The 23,299-nt window shown below is 33.5% G+C and carries 20 protein-coding genes and 2 tRNA genes; 3 read left to right on the forward strand and 19 right to left on the reverse strand.

Going from position 1 to position 23,299, the window contains the following annotated elements; all coding sequences use genetic code 11:
* Positions 1-54: 54 nt before the first annotated feature.
* Positions 55-987 (forward strand): IS5 family transposase, encoded by a 933-nt coding sequence (locus tag AC5YDH_RS09285; RefSeq protein WP_496116183.1) that lies wholly within the window; start codon positions 55-57, stop codon positions 985-987.
* Positions 988-1,272: 285 nt separating this feature from the next.
* On the opposite strand, the gene AC5YDH_RS09290 is transcribed toward AC5YDH_RS09285, so the two are convergent.
* From AC5YDH_RS09290 to AC5YDH_RS09330, 9 genes are all read right to left on the reverse strand, one after another.
* Positions 1,273-1,992, reverse strand: a complete 720-nt coding sequence (locus AC5YDH_RS09290; protein WP_496118788.1) for a DUF4422 domain-containing protein — start codon at positions 1,990-1,992, stop codon at positions 1,273-1,275.
* A gap of 66 nt (positions 1,993-2,058) precedes the next feature.
* Positions 2,059-3,204 (reverse strand): UDP-galactopyranose mutase, encoded by a 1,146-nt coding sequence (glf, locus tag AC5YDH_RS09295; RefSeq protein WP_496118790.1) that lies wholly within the window; start codon positions 3,202-3,204, stop codon positions 2,059-2,061.
* Between the two features lie 127 nt (positions 3,205-3,331).
* Positions 3,332-5,116: a glycosyltransferase gene (locus AC5YDH_RS09300; RefSeq protein WP_496118792.1), complete on the reverse strand. Its 1,785-nt coding sequence runs from the start codon at positions 5,114-5,116 to the stop codon at positions 3,332-3,334.
* Between the two features lie 190 nt (positions 5,117-5,306).
* On the reverse strand, positions 5,307-6,002 hold the full coding sequence (locus AC5YDH_RS09305) for an ABC transporter ATP-binding protein (protein ID WP_496118794.1): 696 nt from the start codon (positions 6,000-6,002) through the stop codon (positions 5,307-5,309).
* Between the two features lies 1 nt (position 6,003).
* Entirely contained in the window at positions 6,004-6,786 is a 783-nt protein-coding gene (locus tag AC5YDH_RS09310; RefSeq protein ID WP_496118795.1) for an ABC transporter permease, read from the reverse strand.
* Between the two features lie 150 nt (positions 6,787-6,936).
* Positions 6,937-7,752 carry a glycosyltransferase gene (locus tag AC5YDH_RS09315; RefSeq protein ID WP_496118797.1) on the reverse strand — a complete coding sequence of 272 codons (816 nt, stop codon included), beginning with the start codon at positions 7,750-7,752 and terminating at the stop codon, positions 6,937-6,939.
* Between the two features lie 4 nt (positions 7,753-7,756).
* Positions 7,757-8,800: a glycosyltransferase family 4 protein gene (locus tag AC5YDH_RS09320; protein ID WP_496118798.1), complete on the reverse strand. Its 1,044-nt coding sequence runs from the start codon at positions 8,798-8,800 to the stop codon at positions 7,757-7,759.
* A 610-nt stretch (positions 8,801-9,410) separates the two neighbouring features.
* Positions 9,411-10,676 carry an O-antigen ligase family protein gene (locus AC5YDH_RS09325; RefSeq protein WP_496118800.1) on the reverse strand — a complete coding sequence of 422 codons (1,266 nt, stop codon included), beginning with the start codon at positions 10,674-10,676 and terminating at the stop codon, positions 9,411-9,413.
* A gap of 851 nt (positions 10,677-11,527) precedes the next feature.
* Complete coding sequence (locus tag AC5YDH_RS09330; protein ID WP_496118802.1) at positions 11,528-12,334, reverse strand: hypothetical protein; 807 nt, start codon at positions 12,332-12,334, stop codon at positions 11,528-11,530.
* 489 nt (positions 12,335-12,823) lie between these two features.
* Between AC5YDH_RS09330 and AC5YDH_RS09335 the strand changes: the two genes are divergently transcribed.
* Positions 12,824-14,254, forward strand: coding sequence for an aminotransferase-like domain-containing protein (locus tag AC5YDH_RS09335; protein ID WP_496118804.1), 1,431 nt, complete (start codon positions 12,824-12,826; stop codon positions 14,252-14,254).
* A 165-nt stretch (positions 14,255-14,419) separates the two neighbouring features.
* Here AC5YDH_RS09335 and glmS read toward each other — a convergent pair whose 3' ends face one another.
* The 10 genes from glmS to AC5YDH_RS09385 form a co-directional block, all read right to left on the reverse strand.
* Positions 14,420-16,258, reverse strand: a complete 1,839-nt coding sequence (gene glmS, locus AC5YDH_RS09340) for a glutamine--fructose-6-phosphate transaminase (isomerizing) (RefSeq protein WP_496118805.1) — start codon at positions 16,256-16,258, stop codon at positions 14,420-14,422.
* 12 nt (positions 16,259-16,270) lie between these two features.
* Positions 16,271-17,635 carry a bifunctional UDP-N-acetylglucosamine diphosphorylase/glucosamine-1-phosphate N-acetyltransferase GlmU gene (gene glmU, locus AC5YDH_RS09345; RefSeq protein WP_496118807.1) on the reverse strand — a complete coding sequence of 455 codons (1,365 nt, stop codon included), beginning with the start codon at positions 17,633-17,635 and terminating at the stop codon, positions 16,271-16,273.
* A 21-nt stretch (positions 17,636-17,656) separates the two neighbouring features.
* Positions 17,657-18,133, reverse strand: coding sequence for a phosphatidylglycerophosphatase A family protein (locus AC5YDH_RS09350; RefSeq protein WP_496118926.1), 477 nt, complete (start codon positions 18,131-18,133; stop codon positions 17,657-17,659).
* Between the two features lie 22 nt (positions 18,134-18,155).
* The gene (thiL, locus tag AC5YDH_RS09355; RefSeq protein ID WP_496118809.1) at positions 18,156-19,073 is read right to left on the reverse strand and encodes a thiamine-phosphate kinase; all 918 of its coding nucleotides are present in this window, start codon (positions 19,071-19,073) and stop codon (positions 18,156-18,158) included.
* 19 nt (positions 19,074-19,092) lie between these two features.
* The gene (gene nusB / locus AC5YDH_RS09360; RefSeq protein WP_496118810.1) at positions 19,093-19,542 is read right to left on the reverse strand and encodes a transcription antitermination factor NusB; all 450 of its coding nucleotides are present in this window, start codon (positions 19,540-19,542) and stop codon (positions 19,093-19,095) included.
* Between the two features lie 3 nt (positions 19,543-19,545).
* The gene (gene ribH, locus AC5YDH_RS09365) at positions 19,546-20,016 is read right to left on the reverse strand and encodes a 6,7-dimethyl-8-ribityllumazine synthase (RefSeq protein WP_496118812.1); all 471 of its coding nucleotides are present in this window, start codon (positions 20,014-20,016) and stop codon (positions 19,546-19,548) included.
* A gap of 18 nt (positions 20,017-20,034) precedes the next feature.
* Positions 20,035-21,150 carry a bifunctional 3,4-dihydroxy-2-butanone-4-phosphate synthase/GTP cyclohydrolase II gene (gene ribBA / locus AC5YDH_RS09370; protein WP_496118814.1) on the reverse strand — a complete coding sequence of 372 codons (1,116 nt, stop codon included), beginning with the start codon at positions 21,148-21,150 and terminating at the stop codon, positions 20,035-20,037.
* A gap of 278 nt (positions 21,151-21,428) precedes the next feature.
* Positions 21,429-22,361, reverse strand: coding sequence for an IS5 family transposase (locus AC5YDH_RS09375; RefSeq protein WP_496118816.1), 933 nt, complete (start codon positions 22,359-22,361; stop codon positions 21,429-21,431).
* Between the two features lie 184 nt (positions 22,362-22,545).
* A tRNA-Gly gene (locus tag AC5YDH_RS09380) sits at positions 22,546-22,621 on the reverse strand.
* A 48-nt stretch (positions 22,622-22,669) separates the two neighbouring features.
* Positions 22,670-22,742 (reverse strand) — tRNA-Gly (locus tag AC5YDH_RS09385).
* 233 nt (positions 22,743-22,975) lie between these two features.
* On the opposite strand from AC5YDH_RS09385, the gene AC5YDH_RS09390 reads away from it, so the two are divergent.
* A complete protein-coding gene (locus AC5YDH_RS09390; RefSeq protein ID WP_496118818.1) occupies positions 22,976-23,287 on the forward strand; it encodes a BolA family protein in 312 nt (103 codons plus the stop codon).
* Positions 23,288-23,299: the final 12 nt, after the last annotated feature.

The following is a 23,299-nucleotide window of genomic DNA, read 5'->3' on the forward strand; positions in this document are numbered from 1 at the left end:
GGCTTTGTTGCACAAACCTAGCATGGAAGGCTTATTCAGCAATATAATTTCAAAATGAATAAACCTGCCCCTAAAATCTATCGTACAACCAATTGGTCATCCTATAATCGAGCCTTAATCAACCGGGGTAATATTTCCATTTGGTTTGATCCAAAGACCCAGTGGTATGCACAATCACAAGGCAAGCAAGGTCGAAATCAGACCTACTCCGATACAGCGATTCAATGCTGCTTAATGATCAAATCTCTATTTCGACTCTCTTTACGTATGGTCACAGGTTTTGTTCAAAGTCTGATTAAACTCTCTGGATTAGATTGGACAGCGCCGGATTACACTACGCTTTGCAGAAGACAAAAACATATTGATATTGCGATTAGCTATGAAAAAAGTAGTGATGGTCTGCATCTACTCGTAGACTCTACTGGTTTGAAGTTTCTAGGTGAAGGTGAATGGAAATGCAAGAAACATGGGGCTGAATATCGTCGTCAATGGCGTAAGCTGCATATTGCTATAGATGCTAAAACTCTTCAAATACGTGCTGTACAGCTCACTACAAATGATGTTGGTGATTCTCAAGTACTTGAAGATTTACTTTCTCAAATTCCCTTGGATGAGAAAATTGATTCTGTTTATACAGATGGTGCTTATGACACAAAGCATTGCCGACAAGTCATTTTAGATCGAGATGCACATGCGATCATTCCACCGAGGAAAAATGCAAAGCCTTGGAAAGATCAGCAAGCGAGGTCTATCGAGCGGAACGAGTTATTAAAGACAGTCAAACGTCTAGGTAGATCGCTTTGGAAAAAGTGGTCTGGTTATCACCGTCGGAGTTTGGTTGAAACGAAGATGCATTGCATCAAATTATTAGGCGATAAATTAACAGCAAGGAGTTTTCCTAGTCAGGTGAATGAGATCCACGCACGCATGGCAGTCTTGAATAAATTCACAGAATTAGGTCGTCCTCATACCCAAGTTGTCTCTTAAATTTGGCTCACCTAGGGGAGCTCAGCCTTTCAAGCCTTTATGCAACAAAGCCGTTGAGATCTAAAGCTATATGTAGATCATGCGCTACATAACTAAGGACTAAATAGTAGATTGAAATGGTAACATATTGATTCTATTACTTATCATAGAGAAAGATGCAAGTTACTCAGTATTTTTATATTTTTTAATGGTATTTGTTCCTCGTTTTCTATTATATGTTAGGCGGCTCATCGAAATAAGCCAATAATTTTAATTATAAAATTATTGGCTTAAGTTTGATTGGGACTATTTAATAATTAAAAGACGTTGGCTTTTTATTTTTAGTTTGTGGTGCTCTATATATACATTGAAAAGCCTTTCAGCCATGAAGCCAAAAATGCGTTTTTGGTAAGGATCATATTCTTGAATATTTATACGGTCTTGAACCTTGAATAGAATATCGAATAGCCAACAACAATAGTCATTTACTAATTTTTTTTTGGCTATAAAAATATTGCAAGAATGCATTGTTATTTTTTTTTCAATACGGTTAAAGGCTGTCATATACTCAGGGTAATAGTAATTTATTGTATTTTTTAAAGTAAGCCAATCTTTTTTATAGTGATTTTTAAAGTATTGCTGTTTAAGTGTTTGTGGAATAAAGTATAAATGTCTAAAAAAATAGGGCTTTGCAGTAATAATGTCATGATTTAAGAGGAGATTGGTTACTTCATTTTCATTTAAAATGTATGAATCATTGAATTTGTAACCAGTTTTATTACTTGTTAGGTATCTTCTATAATGAACTAATCCTAATATATCAGCATGACTATTTTTCCACATCCAATATAAAGCAGTTAATTCACAAAAGCTTTGATTTAGTATAGAAATATTATCATTTGTATTGTCTGATAGATATTCTAATTCTTGATTAGAAATAGCTTTACCGACATGTATAGGTATATAAGTTGGATTTTTGGGGTAGTCTATTGCTTTATGTGTTGCGATATAAATTTCAACTTTCATAATAATTAATAAGGCATTTATTATTAATATATTTTAACATAATAAATGCCTCTTAAACTTTAAATATTATAGGTCTTCATGATAAAAGCTTTGAAGTACTAAGCCATCTTGAATATTATTTAGAATTTTATTCGCTAATGTTAGTGCTTCTTTAATCGTAACATCCATATCCATATAGCGATATGTACCTAATCTACCAGCGAAAGTAACATTTTTTTCTTGAATGGCAAGAGAGATATATTTATTTAATAAATTTTTATCATTCACAAGGCGGATTGGGTAATAAGGTATATCATTTTCACCACAAGAACGGCTAAACTCCTTAAAATAAATAGTCTTTTGGTGTGCTTCCCAAGGGGTAAAATGTTTATGCTCGGATATGCGAGTATATGGAATACTTTCATCACCATAATTCATGACTGCTGTACCTTGGAAATCGCCATCTGTTGTAAATTTTTTAAAGTCTAATGTGCGATATCCCAATCTTCCTTCAGAATAGTTAAACCATTGATCTAATTGACCCGTCCAAATGATATGTTCAAATTGAGAAGCTAATTCAGATTCAAAAGATGTATTAAGTTTGACCTTTATATTTTCATGATTTAATAATTCTTGAACAATAGGAGTATAACCATTAACAGGAATACCTTGATATTTATGTGAAAAATAATTGTCATCATAATTAAAGCGGACAGGTAATCGCTTTAGAATACTAGCAGGGAGTTCCGTTGGGTCACACCCCCATTGTTTTTTTGTATAACCTTTAAAGAATGCGTTATATAAGTCTTGTCCGACAAATTTTAAAGCTTGCTCTTCAAAATTTTGAGGTTCTATAATATTTTCATCTGCAATAGCTTCAATCCAAGCTTTTGCTTGCTGGGGGTTAAAGCATTTTTTATAGAATTGATTGATCGTATGAAGGTTAATTGGTAAGGAATATACTTCATTTTTATACGTTGTTTTGACACGATTAATATAAGGTTTAAATTCACCATATTCATTAATAAACGACCATACTTCTTCATCACTAGTATGGAAGATATGAGGTCCATATATATGTTCCATAACCCCTGTTTCTGAGTCGCGTGCTGTATAGCAGTTTCCTGCAATATGGTGTCGTTGATCAATGATAGTGATGTCGTGATTGTTTTCTGCAAGTTTGCGACCAATAACAGCCCCACTAAAACCTGCGCCTACAATTAGAAATTTCATAAAGTATCCAAAATTTTTAGCTTGAAAATGACAAATAGTCTAAATTTGCTTAGGAGGCTATTTAAAAAATTATATTCTTAAAATAGTCTCCATTGTATTAAATGTTTTTTAAAGAAATTGCATGAAGTTAGTCTTTCTTATATATTTTTCTCCAAAAATCTTCACTTGTCATTAATGGAAGCTTACTTGTATATTCAGCTTTCACATGCTTATATTTAAGAAGAATCAGAGTGCAGACATATATTAATTTTATTAATGCAATCAAACTTTTTTTCGTACTATGCTCTACTATATAGCCTGTATTACTTTCATCATGGCTATATAGAACTTTTTTATAACGGAAAATTTGACGAAAAGAGGCTCTAAAATCTTTTTTCTGATATCTTATTGCATTTTTATGCATTAAAAAACTGGGAAGAAGGATGCCATTAAGAGTTATATATCTTAAAAAAGTTCTGATAGGATTTTCACATAACTCTGTTGTATATTCTAAATTTAGATTTTGCTTATTAAGAGGATGTAAAGCTTCAGAAGGAGATAATGTAGATATTTTTTTCCTAATTTCACTAGCATCTATATTTTCTATTAAAAAATTTGGTCCCTTTAAGATATCTTGCATACTTAGGGCAAGAGCTTCAGCTGAAGCATAGTTATAAGAGAAAATGCAAGGTATAGACCACTTTATATATACTTTTAAAGTGGTTAACATTGAACCATTTCCGGCTAAAGTATTTACAATCGTTGTTCCTCTAAAGCCTAAATATCTAGTTAGAGGGCTTTCTTTATAACTAAAATCTTCCCCCCAGCAACATATACCATTTAATGTAATAATTTCAATATCGTTTTGTAGTGAGAAAAAAGCATCATCTCCTCTGACAAAGAAAGGATAAGGAAAATTTTTGATTTGTTGGATAGGAAATGCAAAGAACCACCATGCACCATAGTTTGCTTTTTGTTGTTGTGACTCTGCTAATAGTAAGTCAGATGTTTTAGACATATCTAATCCACAACTAATAGGCTGCCAACTTGAATTTTTTTTAGAAAAAATTCCTCCTTTTTCATGTAAAATTGAAGGAAATAATTCTCTTAATAATGCTCCAGAAATGGCAATGTTTTTATCTGGTTGTGTAAAGCTGAGAAAATTGTAAGCTCTTTTTATAGATTCAATTTCACACGATGCATCGTCATCCATAAACAAGCAATGTGTAAAAGTTGTATCATCTATTAAATGTAATAATCCTCTAGTAAAGCCACCCGATCCCCCTAAATTTTTATTAGGAATAACATGAACACCATTTGTTTCATCTGGGGTTAAATTGCTGGAATTATCAACAATAAACATGTTTATTTTATTTTTATACTCATTGTCATTTAAAAGTTGCTCTTTAACTCTTTTTATTGCAGGTATTACCCATTGCTTTCTATTAAAGTGTGTTACAACAATACCTAGTTTAATGTTATTAGGTTTTTTAGACGTACAAAATTGCATTTCAGAAATAGTAGTATCTTCAAATGATTCTATTTCGACAAATAACATACCATGATTTAAAATAGCCCACTCATTGATAGGAATATTAACTTCATTAAAAGTATTAAAATTGTATGTGGTTTCTTGTAACCATTTTGTAGAAGCACCAAGTTTATGTAAACCAATTTTTACTTTAAAGGAACCTTTTGCATGAACTTTTAGGAAAAGATCCTTTAAATTGCAATATTTTTTCCAAGTTTGAATTGTTAAGCCATTAAAAAAAGTATCATAAGTTACTTTTCCACCTTTATATATAAAGGTTTTTGATTTTTCTAAAGAATAGTTTGCTGCCGTGGTATGTGTTTTGATGTACAAATCTTCATTACAGCCAAATTGTATATTAGGCAAAATAAAATTTTGAACAGGGAATAATTGTAAGGTCATAAAATATGTCGCAGTATCGGTAATTAATTAAATTGATTCAGACATGGATTTTTATTTAGGGCTTTAAATGTTCTAAATAAAAATTATAATTTAACTATATTTAAGTCCAATTCATTATAGTGATAAGTATGTATTATACCTAAGGTTTTAATAATTTCAGGTGGTTTTTTTATGAACTTAAGTAGGAAGGTTATACTACCTTCCCATGTTCAAGATGAATCTTTAAATTACATACTCGATCAGCTAGTCCATGATCATGTGTAGCCATAACTAATATTCCAGCTTTATCAATAAAACTCTTTAATCGATTTTCAGCTTTTTGTTTAAAAGACTCATCTCCAACGCTCATCCATTCATCCATTAAAATTATTTCTGGTTGTATAGCCGTTGATATAGAAAAAGCTAATCTAAGTACCATGCCACTAGAATAGGTTCTTACTGGCATATCAATAAAACCACCTAGTTCACTAAAATCTACAACTTCCTCAATAATCTGATTAATTTGATTCTTTTTTAAACCAAGAAAAATGCCACGTAATTTTAAATTTTCTAATCCTGATAGTTCTGGATCCATGCCAAGCATAGAATCTAGCAAACTTGTTATTTTACCTTCTACTAATATTTTCCCTTGAGTGGGTTGGTATACTCCAGCTAAAACTCTTAATAATGTGGTTTTTCCAGAACCATTATGACCAATAAGGGCTAAGCGATCGCCTTGCTTTAAGGAAAATGAGATATTTGATAAAGACTCAATTTCAGGAATACTATTTGGCGTAGTTTGCCGAATAATACCACCAGCAGCATTAATTAAAGTTTTTTTAAATGACTTATGTTTAGCATCATAAATCGGAAATTTAACGCCTACATTTTCTAGAAGAATTTTCATATTAAATCCAAAAAGTAATTCTATGCTGATATTTTTTTAAGAGGAGTAAGGATATTACGAATAGAGATAATGCTAGGCATAATGAGATTATCCATTCGGAAAAACTAGGTATATGACCTAAAATAGGCTTTCTAAGAATTTCTAAAAAACTGGAAAAAATGTTGAAAGAAATAATATTCTGTTTTTCTATAGGTAACTGGTCTATGCTCCATAAAATAGGAGTAACGAAAAAAAGCAATCCCATAACACTTTGCACAACAGGAACCATATCGCGGTATCGAGTGCAGAATAAGGCTAGAATAGAACCTGTACTATAAAGAAATAATAAAGTAATTATTAAACTAGGTATTAATAGCAAAATATGAATGTTTATTGGTATTTTGAAAAATAAAAAAACTACTGGAATTAATAGACAGTTATGTAGAAGAATGCAACATTGTCTATACAAAACTCTTAGGATGAAAAGAGAAGCTGGTAATTTAATTTGTTTTAAGTAGGCAGTTGAATCATTGTAGATGCTACTACATTCTATGAGTGTTGATGATAAAAATGACCAAAAAATTAAGCCTAGGGCTAGATGTGGTAAAAAAGAGGATAATTCTTTATTAAATAATGCACCATATAAAGGCCCCATTGCACACAAAGTAACTAGCATGCTTAGCGTGATCCAAAAAGGTCCTAACACAGAACGTTTGTATCTGCCAAGAACATCATTCCAACCTAAAGTCATCCAAAGTTCGTGTTGTTTAAAAGCCTCTGCTAAATCTTTTAAATATGCAGACACATAGCACCCAAATAGTAGTGTAATTTGAAGATATTATATATTTTTTATATTTTAAAAGTAATTCTTTTTATAAGATGAGGGTTTATATTTAATTGAGATATGTTTTTTGAAAACAATGTGATATTAAGTGCTTGATTTTTTTTTGCTAGATTATTTACGAAGAAAAGTATTGTAAAATTTTTCTAGCATAATACTCGGAAATATTCTGACTAGTGATCTAGTTAAGAATAGTATATTAGCATGTATTGGGTGTTGTAATTTTAATTTTTTCTTTAAATCTAATAACTGCTTTTCGCTTTGAATATATTTAAGTCCCTTTCTACGCTTATGCATTCCGTTATCTACTCTGGCATAGACTAAAATATCTTCAAAATTATAGAGTTCATGACCTTTAGCAATAATCCGTAAAAATAAATTATAATCCTCCATCCATAAATGATGTTGGTATCCACCAACTTCTTCAATTACGGATTTACGATAAGCGATAGTCATATTATTAAATGGGCTACGAATTTTTGAAAAAATATACAGCTGATCATTAGATAGTGGAACTTTTCTACTCTTGAATGGAAGGTTTGGATTAGCTGTGAACTCAGCTATCTGTCCACCGCATATAGCAACTTCTGGATGAGAAATTAAAAAATCAATTTGCTTTTGAAAGCGGTTTGGAGTGGAGATATCATCTGTATCGACAATACATATAAGTTCATATAAACAGGCTTTTAACCCAATGTTTTTTGCAGTGCCCACTCCAACATTCTGATTTAATGTAATGATTTTCAGAATATTACCTAATTTTAATTTCCAATACTGAATCTTGTCATAAAGTTCTTTAGTTAAAGGCCCATCTTCTACTAAAACAATCTCTGTAGGTTTGAGTGATTGAAAGGTATAAATGCTTTCCATGCAAATATGAAAATGCTCAGGGTTTTCTTTTTTATAAATTGAGATAAGAACACTAAACATTTAATTATTTCTCTAATACTCTATTTTTCCATAATTGAATAATATTTTCATATTGATAAAATTCAGCAACTTCTAAGGAGTGATTTGAAAAAGTCTCTAATAACTGGGGTGAGGTTGCTAATGCTAGTATTTTTTCTGCTAACATTTCAATATCTTGATTTTTAACTAAGAAACCATTATACCCATTTTTTACAATGTCTTGTGGTCCATAAGGGCAATTATACGAAATAACTGGTAACCCAAAAGATTGTGCTTCAATAAGCACCATTGGTAAGCCCTCATATTTAGATGATAAAACAAAAAAATCAGATGTTTTATAAGAATAAGAAATATCAGAAACAACACCTTTTAAATAAATATTTTGTAATTTATTTTTAGCTATAAAGTTAGATAAGTAGGCTTTTTGCTCCCCTTCACCATAAATATATAAAGACCAATCGGGTATTTTATGTGAAATTTTTTTCCAGGCTTTTAGTAAATGTATAAAATTTTTTTGTTCAGTTAATCGACCGATTGCTAAAATGTGTTTGTGTTTGTGTTTGTGTTTGTGGGGGCTGGAGTTTATAGGAAAAGGTGAAAAGTTTGGTATAACAGTAACATTGTGATGGAATTTATTAAATTGCTGTTTGTCTTGTTGAGTTAGTGTTATAACTTGATTAATTCTAATGTATAAAAATTTACTGAGTAATTGTAGCCATTTCGAGCGACTAACAAATGATACGTGTTCGAGTGATATTAGTTTTTTTATTCCCACTAAAAAAGAACATAAAATAGAAAGTTTCCCCATATTATGTATAATGACGATATCATAATTATTAGAAATAGCATGCTTATTTAGTTTTAAAAAAAAGTAAATTATGTTTCCATATAATGGAATGACTTTTATATTCTTATTTAATTCGTATGCAGTATTAATGTGTGATGTGTCTCTATTAATTAAAGTTATATCGTAAGAAAACAATTCACAAAGTTTATTTGCTAATTCTATAGCAACACGTTCTGAACCAGATCTATCTTTCAAAGAGTGAATGATGAAAAGTATTTTCATAAAGCTGCTCAAAAAAATGGCTTGATATTGATTTTACATATAGCAATTATGTTTTTAAGTATAGCATATTTTAATTGTAAGGTTTAAAATTACCTTATCATATAATTTCATTATTAGATTAAATAGATTAAAATACTTGCTTAAATGTAGTATAAGCTAATTAATGATCAATTATTATGAGACATATAATAATAAATTACCTAGTCACTTAGATAAAGTAATAAAAGGAAGGTGTAATTATATTAATATATATAATTAATTTTTATTTCTTTGGTTTTTATGGTGGGATTATGTGTAAATACCAATAATATGTCATTGTGAATTTATTTTTCTACACAAAGTTTTCTTAAAATTTTATTGGTGATTTAATATTACTTCATGATTAAATATTTATTGGTCTTTCTTTATGTATGGTTATTTAATTTATGATTTAGTTAGGATAATCTTGAGCATTAGTGGTTTTTATATTGAAATTATAGAACTGAATAAAATTGCTAGGCTGAGTTTACAAAACAAAGCCTTAATTTTTAATAATTTATCTTTATATCCTCTATGTGGGAAAGCCCTCTAAGTTTAGTATTATATAATTTTTAGAAGGGCGGGATGTTCATTACTTTATAGGCGGTTCTAGATTATAGGAACTACTTGATTGATTTTGTAAACTAAGCAAAATAACTATAATAAAACCATATAAATATAGTGAGAACTTAAATGAAAAGGTATAGTCAGTTAATCCACAGCTGATTGTAAAAAAAGTAATAAAAAGAATTAAATTATGTATTAATGCTATTTGATGTGAAGAGGGATTTAAGCTCTTTTTGTGATAACTAAAATAAAGGGGATAGAATAGTAAACTGAACATTCCTAGAAAACCTAAAAAACCATGACTTCCTAAATCGTGAAGGAAAAGATTGTGAGTATGAGGGGGAGTTATTTGATTTTTTAAGTACACTTGGTATGTAAGTTCTTGGTTACCTACGCCATATAAGGGAGAGCGCATGAATTGTTCTATCGATGTTTCATACATTACATGCCTTTGACCTATGCTAGTTGTCTCAAAATTTATGGTATTTAATGTGGAATAATCCTTTTTAGCATCAAGAATACGTTGATTTAGTGGGTTGTTTGGAGCAAATTGTATAAATGAGAGAAATGCTATAAGACAACAGCTTGAAATTAATATTATCTTTCTTTTATATGTTTTGAAATTTAGAAATAAAGTAATTAAAATTAATATAATTAAAGCAAGCCAGACCCCTCGACTGCCTTGTAGGCAAACTGTTAAAATATTTAATATGCAAATAATTATTACATAAGGTGAATATTTATTTATATTGTATATTGTATATATCAGTGGAATAAGTGTAATTAAAATAATGGCATAATTGTAAATAATAATAGGGGATAGTTCGAATGCTAAAGATGATCTATCAAAATCAAATTTAATATTCATATATGTATTAAAAAAAAATGAAATAACTGTGAAAATTAATGTAGGTAAATATAAATTTTTAAGCGTTATTTTTAGTTGATTAATTATATAGGGTAGTAAACAAAGAAATAATAAATAAAAATAAAACTGAGATGGATAAATATGAGGGGATGATGATTTATGAACTACGAGTTCATTCAAAGAAATAAAAAGTATAGGTGGTAAAATTAAAAAAAAGATGAATTTAGGAACATAAATTCTATTTTTTGTTTTAATTAAAATTAAAATTGAAATAACTGGAAGTAGGTAAAGTAAAAATGAAATTGATCCAGAATTTATAGCAATACTAAATAAGGCATAAAAAAAGGATACCAGAAAAATATATTTTAAATTATTTAAATATTTTCTAGGTGTTTCTTGATCTTGATAATGTAAGTTAAGCATAGAAATAACATTAAATTTTTCAGCTATTCTACATTAGGGAAACTTTATTGGACAGGGGCTTTGTTGCATAAAGGCTTTCAAAGATAAATGACTCAAATTCGAATAGCAGCCAAAGTTTTGGGGCAAGCTAGTGGTATAGACTTGGTTAAGACAGCTATATGAATCTGATAGACTTAACTTTTAAAGTTTTTACATTAAGTTTTTTTATTTAATAACTTGATGGAGTGTATTTGGTTTTCGATCAGACAGCATTTATGATATTTAGATCACTTTCTTAAAGTGTTCTTCCTAGATGTTTGGCTATTTTTGATAACTCTCTTCCTAAAGATCTTCGGTCTTTATTTTTCTGCTTTTACTTTTGAACACAATCGATGTTAAAGGAACTTGTATCTGATTTTCCAAATATTTTGATGGATTAGATATTTGAGATATTTACGCTCGTGCTTTGTTATATATTTTTTGGTTTAAACTGTATCTATGTTTTATCAATCTAAAGTTTAGAATAATTTTTTGATACGAATGATGAGTAAGTATTAATGAATTTTTTATTTCGCAAGAATAAAGCATGGTTTGTACTTTTTATAATTACTTTATATTGGTTTATAGGCTGTGTATTGGGCATTATAGTGTGGAAATACTTTTTGTAATTGACTCAATCTGTTCTCAAATAACAGAAGGTTTTTATTGAGAAGATGCTAGGTGCTCAATTTGTAAAAGTCTTCTGTCATTTGATTGGGTATCTTAAAATTCAATCAATTTTAAGTTTTATGTGGAGTAAAAAATACTTCCACACATTTCTAATATTCACCTTAGCTGCCTTTTCTATCTGATCATTATGATAATGGGCTCATTCATTTTGAGCTTCCCGTGAAGTGTAAAATTTGTGTCTGAACATATTCGGCATATACGGAAAGTTTTTCGTAAATATGTTCAGAATAGAACATATCCTCAATAAAGTTTTTCGCTTGAAGATGAGTTAGGCTTTCTATTTGCATTAATATTTCAGCATTTTTTTGTGAAAATAGTGAACATAATTGTGTGTATTCCTCATCTTTATTTTTAAACAAAAGTTTTCGCATATTCATCATTTCACTATCCATGATTTTCTGCTGATCTATATTTGAAACGACAATAATATCAACCTTTAAGAAATGAGAGAGAGATTCTAATTTTTCTATATCAATTTCATATTCAGTAATGATAAAAAGTGTAGATATATCAGTTCTACATAGGGCTTTAATGAGGTTGATATAAAAAAAATCATGACCATTTATTGTGGGATCAGTTAAGTCTAGATATATATTTAAATCCTGAAGTACATTTTCAACATTAATTTTTTGATTCGTATCTGTTTGATAATATTGATTTAATATAGTAAATACTGTTTCGGTTGCGGGTGTTGTATAGATTGTTTTTTTATTCAAATTGGCAAGAATAAAAGGAACAAATAGATATGCTAGATCACTAGTTTGAGTATGAATATGTGACTGTACTAAATAAACTAATTTAGATGGGGAAAGACTTCTGACAACTTTAGCTCTTAACAAAGTTGCTTCGAGATTTAAATATCTTTTATTTAGCTCTTTTTGAACATTTTCGGACCATTCCTGTTCCTGCAACAAATTAGGAATAACATTTAATTGTTCTGTAAAAAACATATCATACTCATCTAAGCTTAGATTATGGCTGATGATTATTCGCTGAAAACAGGTAGATGAAAAGTTACAGAGATTGAGTTAAAAAATATAACAGTACGTTTAATTTATAGATTAAAAATATTAGTCATTGAATATTTTTAATGATTTCTTTTCCATTCATAGCGTGCTTTTTGATTTTATTGTTATACATTCCAATATAGTCACACAAAACAGATTTTACTTTTTTTTAATGACAATACATTGCCATGAATTATTTGGTTAAGATCTATCTGTTATATTTTTTCTTTCGACTGCTATATATTTAAATGAAAAGTTTGTTTGAATAAAATTGTTATAAGATCAATTTGTTTATGTACTTCACTGGCTGATAGGAGATAACTGATTAATCTTGCTTTAACGGCATTAGCACTTTCACGTATTGCAGATTTATTTAGATGATTTCTCATTTTTTCTAGTTAAATTTGATTCTTGTATTATTGTTAGGTGGGTATGTATAAATCTGAACAGTTGGCACATAGCATCAAGCAACTTATTGAAAATGGTGGTTTAAAAGCACATGAAAAACTACCATCTTTACGAGATCAAGTACAACGTACTGGATTAAGCCTGATTACGATTCTCAATGCTTATCAAGAGTTAGAAGCTCAGGGATTGATATATTCTATTGAAAAATCAGGTTATTTTGTTTCAGAGCTTATGTCGCATTCAATTCCAACGAGTGCTAGTGCGACTGTTACGCTTAATTCAAAAGTTAAAATTAACTCTTTGGTTTTTAAATATCTAAAATCAATTCAGCCTAGTCAAATTATACCTTTAGGGTCAGCATTTCCAAATCAGGAGTTACTTAACCCTCCTAAGTTGATCCAAATTATGGGGCGGCTAACGCGTAATAAAAATAACTATGATCAAAATAATAGTTTACCACCTGGAAATTTTGAACTGCGTAAACTCATCGCTCAGCGTTATTGTATGCAAGGTATACCCACGCAAGCTGACGATATTGTGATTACTTCAGGTTGTTTGGATGCACTCAACCTGTCATTACAGACCTTAACTCAAGCAGGTGACTATATTTTATTGCAGGAGACCATCTTTTATGGTGCTTGGCAAATTGCGGAACGCTTGGGACTTAAAGTGGTTACTATTCCAGAGCATCCACAAGATGGTTTTGATATAGAAGCATTTAAGCAAGCCATTCAGACTTATCCCATTAAAGTGTGTTGGTTTATGTTGAATTGTCATAATCCAATCGGGTTTACAGTCAGTGATGAAATTAAATACCAAATTGCTAAGCTTTTACATGAGCATCAGATTTATTTGATTGAAGATGATGTATATGAAGAGCTTTTCTATCATGGTAGTAAACCACTTCCAATGAAGTACTTCGATCAACAAAATTTGGTATTACATTGTTCATCTTTTTCTAAAACGCTTGGGTCGGGTTTTCGAATTGGGTGGGTATATGCAGGTCAATTTTCTGAAAATATACAACATTTACAACTGATGAGTACCATTTCAGCCAATACATTGATGCAAAATGCATTGGTTGAGTTTATTTCTAATCACCATTACGAAAAGCATTTACGTGTACTTAGGCGTGATCTTGAAAAAAATAAGAAAAGCTTTTTTGATTACTTAAACACGCATCTTCCCACGGGCTGTAAAATTCATAATTATGCAAGCGGCTACTTTTTATGGATCACGTTACCCTCAAATATGAATAGCATGTCTCTTTATGAGAACTTAATTCAGTTGAATATTGGTGTTGCGCCTAGCAAGCTGTTTAATGTTCAACAGTCTCAACAAAACCATTTACGTATTAATTGTTCATTTGATTGGACAATAGAGATTGAAAATGCGATGAATCAGTTGATTGCAAATATTAATATTTATTGCAAATCAAGTTTGAAAGATGTTTGATGCAGTACTGTGTGTTCTGAAAGTTAGCCATAAAAAAATCCACACATCATGCGGTTTAGAGCATAGATTGTGTGGATTTTTTTTGAGTAAATCAGTATTACACTTTATTACTTAGTATGAAACTTTATTACTCTCATACACTGGAAATTCCAGTCCTGTATTCAATTATTCAACAGTCACAGATTTTGCAAGGTTACGTGGTTGGTCTACATCTGTACCACGCAGTACAGCAACATGGTAAGACAATAATTGCACAGGAATACTGTAAACAATAGGTGCAAGAATTGGATCGACAGTAGGTACATTGACTACGTGTTGACGATCTTTACCTTTAATACCACTATTTTCATCAGCAAAGACAAAAAGTTCACCGCCACGTGCCTGAACTTCTTCCATGTTCGACTTTAATTTATCTAGCATGTCATCTTTAGGTGCCAAAATAACAACAGGCATGTCGTTATCGACAAGTGCAAGTGGACCATGTTTAAGTTCACCTGCAGCATAACCCTCAGCATGAATATATGAAATTTCTTTGAGTTTTAAAGCGCCTTCTAAAGCAATAGGGAAGTGCGTACCACGACCTAAGAATAGGCAGTGTTGCTTTTCAACAAAGAGTTCAGATAAACGCAAAATTTCTTTATCATTTTGCAAAGTATCTAAAATAACTTTTGGTGTATGCCAAAGCTCAGTCACAATTTTTGCAATTTCGCTTTCAGAAATTGTTTGCTTAATTTGACCAATTTTTAATACAAGAAGCATTAAAGCAGCAAGCTGAGTGGTAAATGCTTTAGTTGAAGCAACACCAATTTCAGGACCAGCTAGTGTCAATAAGTTGTGGTTTGTTTCACGTACCATTGAAGATGTTGCAACGTTGCAAATCGTCATTGTTGTGATGTTCAAGCCTTTTGCTGTAGCGCGTTTTTGTGTGTCACGAAGTGCAGCTAAAGTATCTGCTGTTTCACCCGATTGAGAGATACACACATAAAGCGTATTGTTCACAATTACAGGTGCGCGATAACGGAATTCACTCGCAATTTCCACTTGGCAAGGGAGATCAATTAATTGCTCGAACCAGTATTTTGCAATCATGCCTGCATGGTAACTCGTACCACAAGCAATAATTTGAACTTGTTGGATGCTTGAGAAATCTTGAGTTGCTGCAGTTAGAAAATCTTCACGAAGTGCATTGCCATTTAACGCTTGAGAAATGGTTTGTTTAATCGCTTCAGGTTGCTCATAAATTTCTTTGAGCATGTAATGCTTATATTCACCTTTAGATGTATTGCTAACGGTCGCATCTAATTCTTTAATAGGACGTTCAACGAGCTTACCATCCACAAACACCTCAATGCTTGTACGCGTTAAACGAGCAATATCACCCTCTTCAAGGTAAATAAAGCGGTTGGTAATTGGAAGGAGTGCGAGTTGGTCAGAGCTAATAAAATTCTCACCAATACCCACACCAATAACAAGCGGTGAACCTTCACGAACTGTAATTAATTCATCAGGATGATCTGTATGTACAATACCAAGTGCATAAGCACCTTTAAGTTGAGGTACAACTTTACGGACAGCCTCAAGTAAACTTGGAGTTGTTTTTAGGGCATTATTGATTAAATGAGCAACAACTTCAGTATCTGTTTGAGATGTAAATACATAACCAAGAGCTTCTAAATCATCTTTTAATTCTTGGTAATTTTCAATAATACCGTTATGTACAACAGCTACATTACCTGAAATGTGAGGATGTGCATTTTCTTCTGTTGGCTTACCATGTGTTGCCCAACGTGTGTGTGCAATACCCAATGAACCTGAAATTTGAGATTCTGAAACAGCCTCTGCTAAATTCGCAACTTTACCAACACGACGTTCGCGAAGAACTTGTCCTTGGTTGATTAAAGCTAAACCTGCTGAATCGTAACCACGATACTCTAAGCGTTTTAAACCTTCAATGAGGATGTTGCTAATATTACGTTCTGCAACGCCACCGACAATACCACACATAGTGAATTCCTCTTATTTCTTAATTTTTTGTGGACGTTGATAATTTTCTTTGGCAAATTGCTTAGAGCGTTCTACAGCCAAACTATTTTCCTCAACATCACGTGTGATAGTAGAGCCTGCTCCAACCGTTGCACCATTGCCAATTTGAACAGGAGCAACAAGTGAGCTATTTGAACCAATAAAGGCGTTATCACCAATAATGGTTTTAAATTTGTTCGCACCATCATAGTTACAGGTAATTGTACCTGCACCAATATTTGAACCTGCACCAATTTCAGCATCGCCAAGGTAAGTAAAGTGATTGGCTTTTGAACCTAAGCCAATGCTTGAATTTTTTACTTCAACAAAGTTGCCAATATGGACTTCATTTGCAAGCTTGGCACCTGGGCGTAAACGTGCGAAAGGACCAATTTGAGTATCTTCACCCACTACAGCATTATCAAAAATGCTATAAGGTTGAACTTTAGTACCTGCTGCAATTTTTGTGTTTTTAATGATGCAACCCGCGCCAATTTCAACATTGTTGCCAAGTTCACAATTGCCTTCAATAATTACGTTGATGTCGATACGAACATCTTGACCCACTTGAAGTGAACCCCGTAAATCAAAACGTGCAGGGTCAATTAAATGAACGCCTTGCTGCATAAGCTGTTTTGCTTGGAAAGATTGGAATTCACGTTCTAAAGCAGCAAGTTGAACACGGTCATTGACACCATCAACCTCAAATGCGAGTTCAGGTTCAACAGATGCAACTTCTAAACCATCTGTAATTGCCATCGCAACGATATCAGTTAAATAGTATTCACCTTGTGCATTGTTGTTGCTTAAACGTGGCAACCATTCATGCAATTTGGCATTGCTTACACAATAAATACCTGTATTAAATTCTTTAATTTGACGTTGTTCTTCAGAAGCATCTTTATGCTCAACAATAGCCTGAATTTTATTGTTTTTACGAACAATACGACCATAACCTGTTGCATCAGCTACCGTTAATGTCACTAGACCAATACCTGTTTCACGTGAAACAGTAAGAAGATTGTCGAGCGTTGTTTGGCTAATACAAGGCACATCGCCAGAAAGAATAAGAGATACACCGTCTTTAGGTAAAACAGGTAAAGTTACTTTAACAGCATGGCCTGTACCAAGTTGCTCTTTTTGCTCTACCCATTGCACATTTTCATGGCTGAATGCTTGCTGAACAAGATCGCCACCATGACCATAAATTGTGATGATATTTTTCGCATCTAATTTTTTAGCCGTATCAATGACATGACCAAGTAAAGGGCGCCCTGCGAGTGGCTGCAACACCTTGGGTAAGCTCGAACGCATTCGAGTTCCTTTACCAGCAGCAAGAATAATCACAGAAGTTGACATAATACACCTTAAAAACTCGGCTTAAGCCATTGAAATATAGAGGTACACAACAATACAAATTGCAGCCCATAGACCCGCAATAATATCGTCAAACATGATACCGAAACCGCCACCAACTTGACGATCGATTACACGGATTGGCCATGGTTTCCAAACATCAAACAAACGAAATAATGCGAAACCAACCAATATCCAAACGGCACTCATTTGACCTACATATAGTAGAGGAATGAAGGTAATCGATTGCCCTGCAAATTCATCCCAAACGATACGACCATCATCATGAACACCCATAATATCTGCTGTTTTACCACAGATATAAATGCCTATAAGTGACATTAAAATTATGGCTAATATGGAGTTGAAAAATCCAATTGCAAGCCAAATAGGGATAAATAATAAAGCAAAAGCAGAACCAGCCGTACCAGGTGCTTTAGGAGATAGTCCAGAACCAAATCCAACGCCACAGAACACAATAAAACGCTCTGCCCATGACATGTTTTTAAAGTTAATAGCAGGTTTATGCAAAATGTTGGTATCCCTGAAATTCTAATATTTGTACTTGTCCATTTTGAACAAAACGAAGTTGAGGTGTTGTTGTAATTTGCCCAATTTTCGTAATGCGGACATCTAATTTTTGTTGCAAGAGTTTTTCATAATTCTCGGGACTTATTGTAAAACACAATTCGTAGTCATCGCCACCTGCAAGTGCAAATTTCCATTGTTCTTGTTGTGGAAGATGCTTTAGAGCAGTATCGATAGGAAGTTGATTTAACTCTATTTCCGCACCAACTTGAGAGGCTTTAAGAATATGTCCTAAATCTTGTGCTAGACCATCTGAAACATCAATCATGCTATGTGCTAAGCCTTTTAAGATTAGACCTAAAGCACAGCGTGGTGTTGGGTAATCTAAGCGCTTTTTAAGAGGGTGTTCTAGATGTTGTAAGCCAAAAGCAGCATCGCCAACTTGACCACTTACACAAATATAGTCATCAACCTGAGCACCTGAGCGCAGTACACCTTGTCCAATATCCACCCATCCAAGGGCAGTTACTGAAATAGTAAGGTGGGGGCTTTGGGTGGTATCACCACCAATTAAACTCACACCAAATTGATCGCAACAATCGAATAGACCTTGGCTAAAACCTTTCAGCCAATCATGATCAATTTGGGGTAAGCTCAATGCAAGAAGAATGCTGTGCGGTTTTGCTCCCATAGCGGCAATGTCAGATAAATTAACAGCCACAGATTTCCAGCCAATCGCATGTGGATTGGTGTCGAGAGGGAAGTGTCGACCCGCAACGAGAGTATCGGCACAAATGACCAATTGTTGCTGTGGAGGAGGGGTGAGCAAGGCTGAGTCATCACCCACACCTAAATCGATGGACGATAAAGTCTTTCGATTAAAATAAGTGTCAATGATAGAAAACTCAGCCATACAACTAAACTACTTAAAATTAATTAGCTTGTTGTTTTTCTGCTTCACGTAAAGTAGATGCTAAACGGTCTAATACACCATTGATGTATTTATGACTGTCTGCACCACCAAAGTGTTTAGCAAGCTCAATTGCTTCATCTAATACAACGCGGTATGGAATTTCAAGATGTTCTTTCAATTCATACGCGCCAAGACGAAGGGTCGCTAGCTCAACGCCATCTAATGCGCTAAGTTCACGGTCCAATACAGGAATTAATAGCGCATCTAACGCTTCATGATTTGCAACCACTTGAGTTAACAATTCATGATAATAGCTAAGATCCACTTTGTGCATGGCATTTTCAACACGTGTACGTGCCTCAATTTCATGTACTGGGTTGTGGCTCATTTGCCATTCATAAATTCCTTGTACAGCAAAGCGACGTGCTTTACGTTTCGCTGCATAAGTAGCTTGAAGTGTTTGCGACATGCTTTAAATAGCCTTTAACAAGTTAACCATTTCAATCGCAGTAAGGGCAGCTTCACCGCCTTTATTACCTGCTTTTGTACCAGAGCGTTCAATCGCTTGTTCAATACTATCCGTAGTTAATACACCATTAATTACTGGTAAGCCAGTGTCTAGACCAACAACGCCTAAACCTTTGGCACATTCACCAGCAACAAAATCGAAGTGAGGCGTGCTACCTCGAATCACAGCACCGAGTGCAATAATGGCATCGAAACTATTTGATGCTGCAAGTTTTTTTGCAACAACAGGAAGTTCCCAGGCACCTGGTGCATGAACAACAGTGATATTATCCTCTGATACGCCGTGACGTTTCAATGTATCAATTGCACCTTCTAACAGATGTTCAACAACAAAGCTGTTAAAACGTCCAACTAAAATCGCATAACGGTCTTCGTTCGCGAGATGTAACATACCTTCAATACGGCGAATAGCCATAGCAACCTCGATTCTTTCTTAAGATGTTTGTTGTGCGGTGATGTATTCCACCACTTCTAAATTAAAACCTGATAATGCATTAAAACGTAAAGGTGAGCTTAATAGCTTCATTTTTTCTACGCCTAAATCACGAAGAATTTGAGCACCTACACCAATGGTTTGGTATTGCTGTGATAGAGCTGCATTCGATTTTACATTTTTAGGTGTTGTTAATGTATCAAGTGCAGGACCTAAATCTTGCAAATGACGTTGACCAATCCAAACTAAAACACCACGATCACTATTCGAAATTTCTTTTAAAGCACGATCTAAATTCCAAGCAGGTTCGCCATCTTGTTTATTGATTTTGAGCAAGTCGCGTGTAGGATTAAACCCATGAACACGAACAGTTGTTACACCTGCTTTAGGTTCACCTTTCACCAATGCTAAATGAATATCTGGATTACCTAGTTCACGATAGCGGAACAGTTCAAATGTACCGTATTCAGTCTCTAGTGTTTGTTGATCAACACGCTCAACCGTTTGTTCATTGGTCATGCGATAGTGAATCAGATCGGCAATTGTACCAATTTTTAAACCATGCTTTTCTGCAAAAACTTCAAGGTCAGGACGGCGCGCCATTGTGCCATCTTCATTGATAATTTCACAAATCACAGATGCGGGTTCTAAACCAGCTAAGCGTGATAAGTCACAGCCTGCTTCAGTATGACCTGCACGGTGTAATACACCACCTGGCTGTGCCATGAGTGGAAAAATATGCCCAGGCTGAACAATGTCAGTCGGTTTGGCATGTGCTGCTACAGCAGTTTGAATTGTATGCGCACGCTCAGCAGGTGAAATACCTGTTGAAATACCTTGAGCTGCTTCAATAGATAAAGTGAAGTTTGTACCGTGCTGAGCACCATTGGCATCGACCATGAGTGGTAGATTAAGTTGCTGGCAACGCTCTTTACTTAGGGTTAGACATACAAGACCACGTGCATGTGTAATCATGAAGTTGATATCTTCTGGACGCACGTGAGTAGCAGCAATAACTAAGTCGCCTTCATTTTCACGATCTTCGTCATCCATCAGGATAACCATTTTTCCTGCACGAATGTCTGCTACAAGCTCTTCAACAGTATTGAGCGGCATCAACTTTACCTTTTTCTAAGTCACTAATGACATTTAAATTCATTAAATGGTTGCATAGTTTAACGCTTTTTACAGTATTTTGCCTATGCTTCTGGTTTTTACTTACTGGTTCATTGTTATACACAGTCTTTAAAATATTGAAAAGCGAACATTCTTTTGAAAGATGTAATTCTGTTGAATGTTTAAGCAGTTGAATTGCAGAATATTTGAAATAGATATTACATATGGCTTTGTTGCATAAATACTTGAAAGAGAGAGCTAAGCTAAGTGAGCCAATTTTAAGTGACAACTTGGGTATGAGGACGACCTAATTCTGTAAATTTATTGAGTACTGCTACGCGTGCATGAATCTCATTTACCTGACTAGAGAAACTCCTTGCTGTTAATTTATCGCTTAATAATTTAATGCAATGCATCTTGGTTTCCACCAAACTTCGACGATGATAACTAGACCACTTTTTCCAAAGGGCTCTACCTAACCTTTTGACTGTTTTCAGTAACTCATTCCGCTCTATAGACCTTAGTTGCTGATCTTTCCATGGTTTTGCATTCTTTCTTGGTGGAATCACGGCATGTGCATGACGATCTGAAATGATTTTTCTGCACAATTTCGTGTCATAAGCACCATCGGTATAGACAGAATCAATTTGCTCATTTGGTGGGATTTGATCAAGTAAATCTCCGAGTACTTGTGAGTCGCTGACATTATTTGTTATAAGTTGTACTGCACGTATTTGAAGGGTTTTAGCATCTATACCAATATGCAGTTTACGCCATTGGCGACGATATTCAGCCCCATGTTTCTTACACTTCCATTCACCTTCACCTAGAAACTTCAAACCAGTAGAGTCCACGAGTAGATGGCGACCATTGCTACTTTTTTGATAGCTAATTGCAATATCAATATACTTTTGCCTTCTGCATATAGTCGAATAATCCGGAGCTGTCCAATCTAATCCATAAAGTTTAATCAGACTTTGCACAAAGCCAGTGACCATACGTAAAGACAGACGGAATAAGGATTTGATCATTAAGCAGCACTGAATAGCTGTATCAGAATAGGTTTGATTTCTTCCGTGTTTACCCTGTTGTTGAGCATACCATTGCGTAGCAGGATCAAACCAAATGGAAATATTTCCACGATTTATTAGAGCACGGTTATATGAGGACCAATTTGTTGTACGATAGATTTTTGGAGCAGACTTATTCATTTGAAAATTATATTGTGGAATAAGCCGTTAGAGATAGGTTTATGCAACAAAGCCGTCACAAAATAAAAAGTACCTTTAGAAATTCTAAGATTGCAGTTTAAGAAAGTAAAAGAAAGATTTTTAAAAAATATAATAAAATCAACATAAAAAAGCCCCCATCTTTCGATGAGGGCTTTTTAGAATCTGGAGCGGGAAAGGAGACTCGAACTCCCGACCCCAACCTTGGCAAGGTTATGCTCTACCAACTGAGCTATTCCCGCGGAGTCTATTAGGTTTTTTAAATGAAAAAACTAAATGAAAAAATTTTGAGCGGGAAAGGAGACTCGAACTCCCGACCCCAACCTTGGCAAGGTTATGCTCTACCAACTGAGCTATTCCCGCATGCCGTGTATAATACAGTATGCAAAAATAGGGTCAACATTTTTATTCAAAAACTTGAATCATTTGCATAAATAAAAACCATTTTTATGGTTAGTTGGGCTTTTAAGTAGAAAAAATATGCAAAATTATAGTCATTGTTTTGTATTTGTAGGCTGTACTATTAAATTTTTATTGAAAAGCAATAACAGGCTATACTCAAAGAAGACGATATTTGAATTATTGGAAAAGTGAAGATGAGCTTGGAACAACAACTTAATGAGCGTTTACAAATGTTAGCACCTAGCTATTTAGAAATTGTAAATGAATCTTCAGGTCATGGTGGGTATTTCCCAGGCAAAGAATCTCACTTTAAAGTTGTTATTGTGAGTGAAGGTTTTAGAGGCTTACGTTTAGTTCAGCGCCACCAAAAAGTTTATGCAACTGTAGGTGAACTTTTGGGTGCAGGAAATATTCACGCACTTGCGATTCATGCATTTATTGCCGATGAGTGGAAAGGTCAAGACACGTCAAGCCCTGAATGTGCTCATGCACCCAAAACATCATAATTGAGGCAATAA

It is taken from the genome of Acinetobacter sp. FY683 (genome assembly GCF_059515885.1).

Excerpts from the sequence above, each read along its gene's own strand:
- glmS (WP_496118805.1), bottom strand. The coding sequence starts at position 16,258 with ATGTGTGGTATTGTCGGTGGCGTTGCAGAACGTAATATTAGCAACATC.
- AC5YDH_RS09350 (WP_496118926.1), bottom strand. The coding sequence starts at position 18,133 with ATGTCATGGGCAGAGCGTTTTATTGTGTTCTGTGGCGTTGGATTTGGT.
- AC5YDH_RS09285 (WP_496116183.1), top strand. The coding sequence starts at position 55 with ATGAATAAACCTGCCCCTAAAATCTATCGTACAACCAATTGGTCATCC.
- glmU (WP_496118807.1), bottom strand. The coding sequence starts at position 17,635 with ATGTCAACTTCTGTGATTATTCTTGCTGCTGGTAAAGGAACTCGAATG.
- ribBA (WP_496118814.1), bottom strand. The coding sequence starts at position 21,150 with ATGCCGCTCAATACTGTTGAAGAGCTTGTAGCAGACATTCGTGCAGGA.
- AC5YDH_RS09315 (WP_496118797.1), bottom strand. The coding sequence starts at position 7,752 with ATGTTTAGTGTTCTTATCTCAATTTATAAAAAAGAAAACCCTGAGCAT.
- thiL (WP_496118809.1), bottom strand. The coding sequence starts at position 19,073 with ATGGCTGAGTTTTCTATCATTGACACTTATTTTAATCGAAAGACTTTA.
- AC5YDH_RS09305 (WP_496118794.1), bottom strand. The coding sequence starts at position 6,002 with ATGAAAATTCTTCTAGAAAATGTAGGCGTTAAATTTCCGATTTATGAT.
- AC5YDH_RS09335 (WP_496118804.1), top strand. The coding sequence starts at position 12,824 with ATGTATAAATCTGAACAGTTGGCACATAGCATCAAGCAACTTATTGAA.
- AC5YDH_RS09390 (WP_496118818.1), top strand. The coding sequence starts at position 22,976 with ATGAGCTTGGAACAACAACTTAATGAGCGTTTACAAATGTTAGCACCT.
- glf (WP_496118790.1), bottom strand. The coding sequence starts at position 3,204 with ATGAAATTTCTAATTGTAGGCGCAGGTTTTAGTGGGGCTGTTATTGGT.
- AC5YDH_RS09325 (WP_496118800.1), bottom strand. The coding sequence starts at position 10,676 with ATGCTTAACTTACATTATCAAGATCAAGAAACACCTAGAAAATATTTA.
- AC5YDH_RS09320 (WP_496118798.1), bottom strand. The coding sequence starts at position 8,800 with ATGAAAATACTTTTCATCATTCACTCTTTGAAAGATAGATCTGGTTCA.
- AC5YDH_RS09330 (WP_496118802.1), bottom strand. The coding sequence starts at position 12,334 with ATGTTTTTTACAGAACAATTAAATGTTATTCCTAATTTGTTGCAGGAA.
- nusB (WP_496118810.1), bottom strand. The coding sequence starts at position 19,542 with ATGTCGCAAACACTTCAAGCTACTTATGCAGCGAAACGTAAAGCACGT.
- AC5YDH_RS09375 (WP_496118816.1), bottom strand. The coding sequence starts at position 22,361 with ATGAATAAGTCTGCTCCAAAAATCTATCGTACAACAAATTGGTCCTCA.
- AC5YDH_RS09290 (WP_496118788.1), bottom strand. The coding sequence starts at position 1,992 with ATGAAAGTTGAAATTTATATCGCAACACATAAAGCAATAGACTACCCC.
- ribH (WP_496118812.1), bottom strand. The coding sequence starts at position 20,016 with ATGGCTATTCGCCGTATTGAAGGTATGTTACATCTCGCGAACGAAGAC.
- AC5YDH_RS09300 (WP_496118792.1), bottom strand. The coding sequence starts at position 5,116 with ATGACCTTACAATTATTCCCTGTTCAAAATTTTATTTTGCCTAATATA.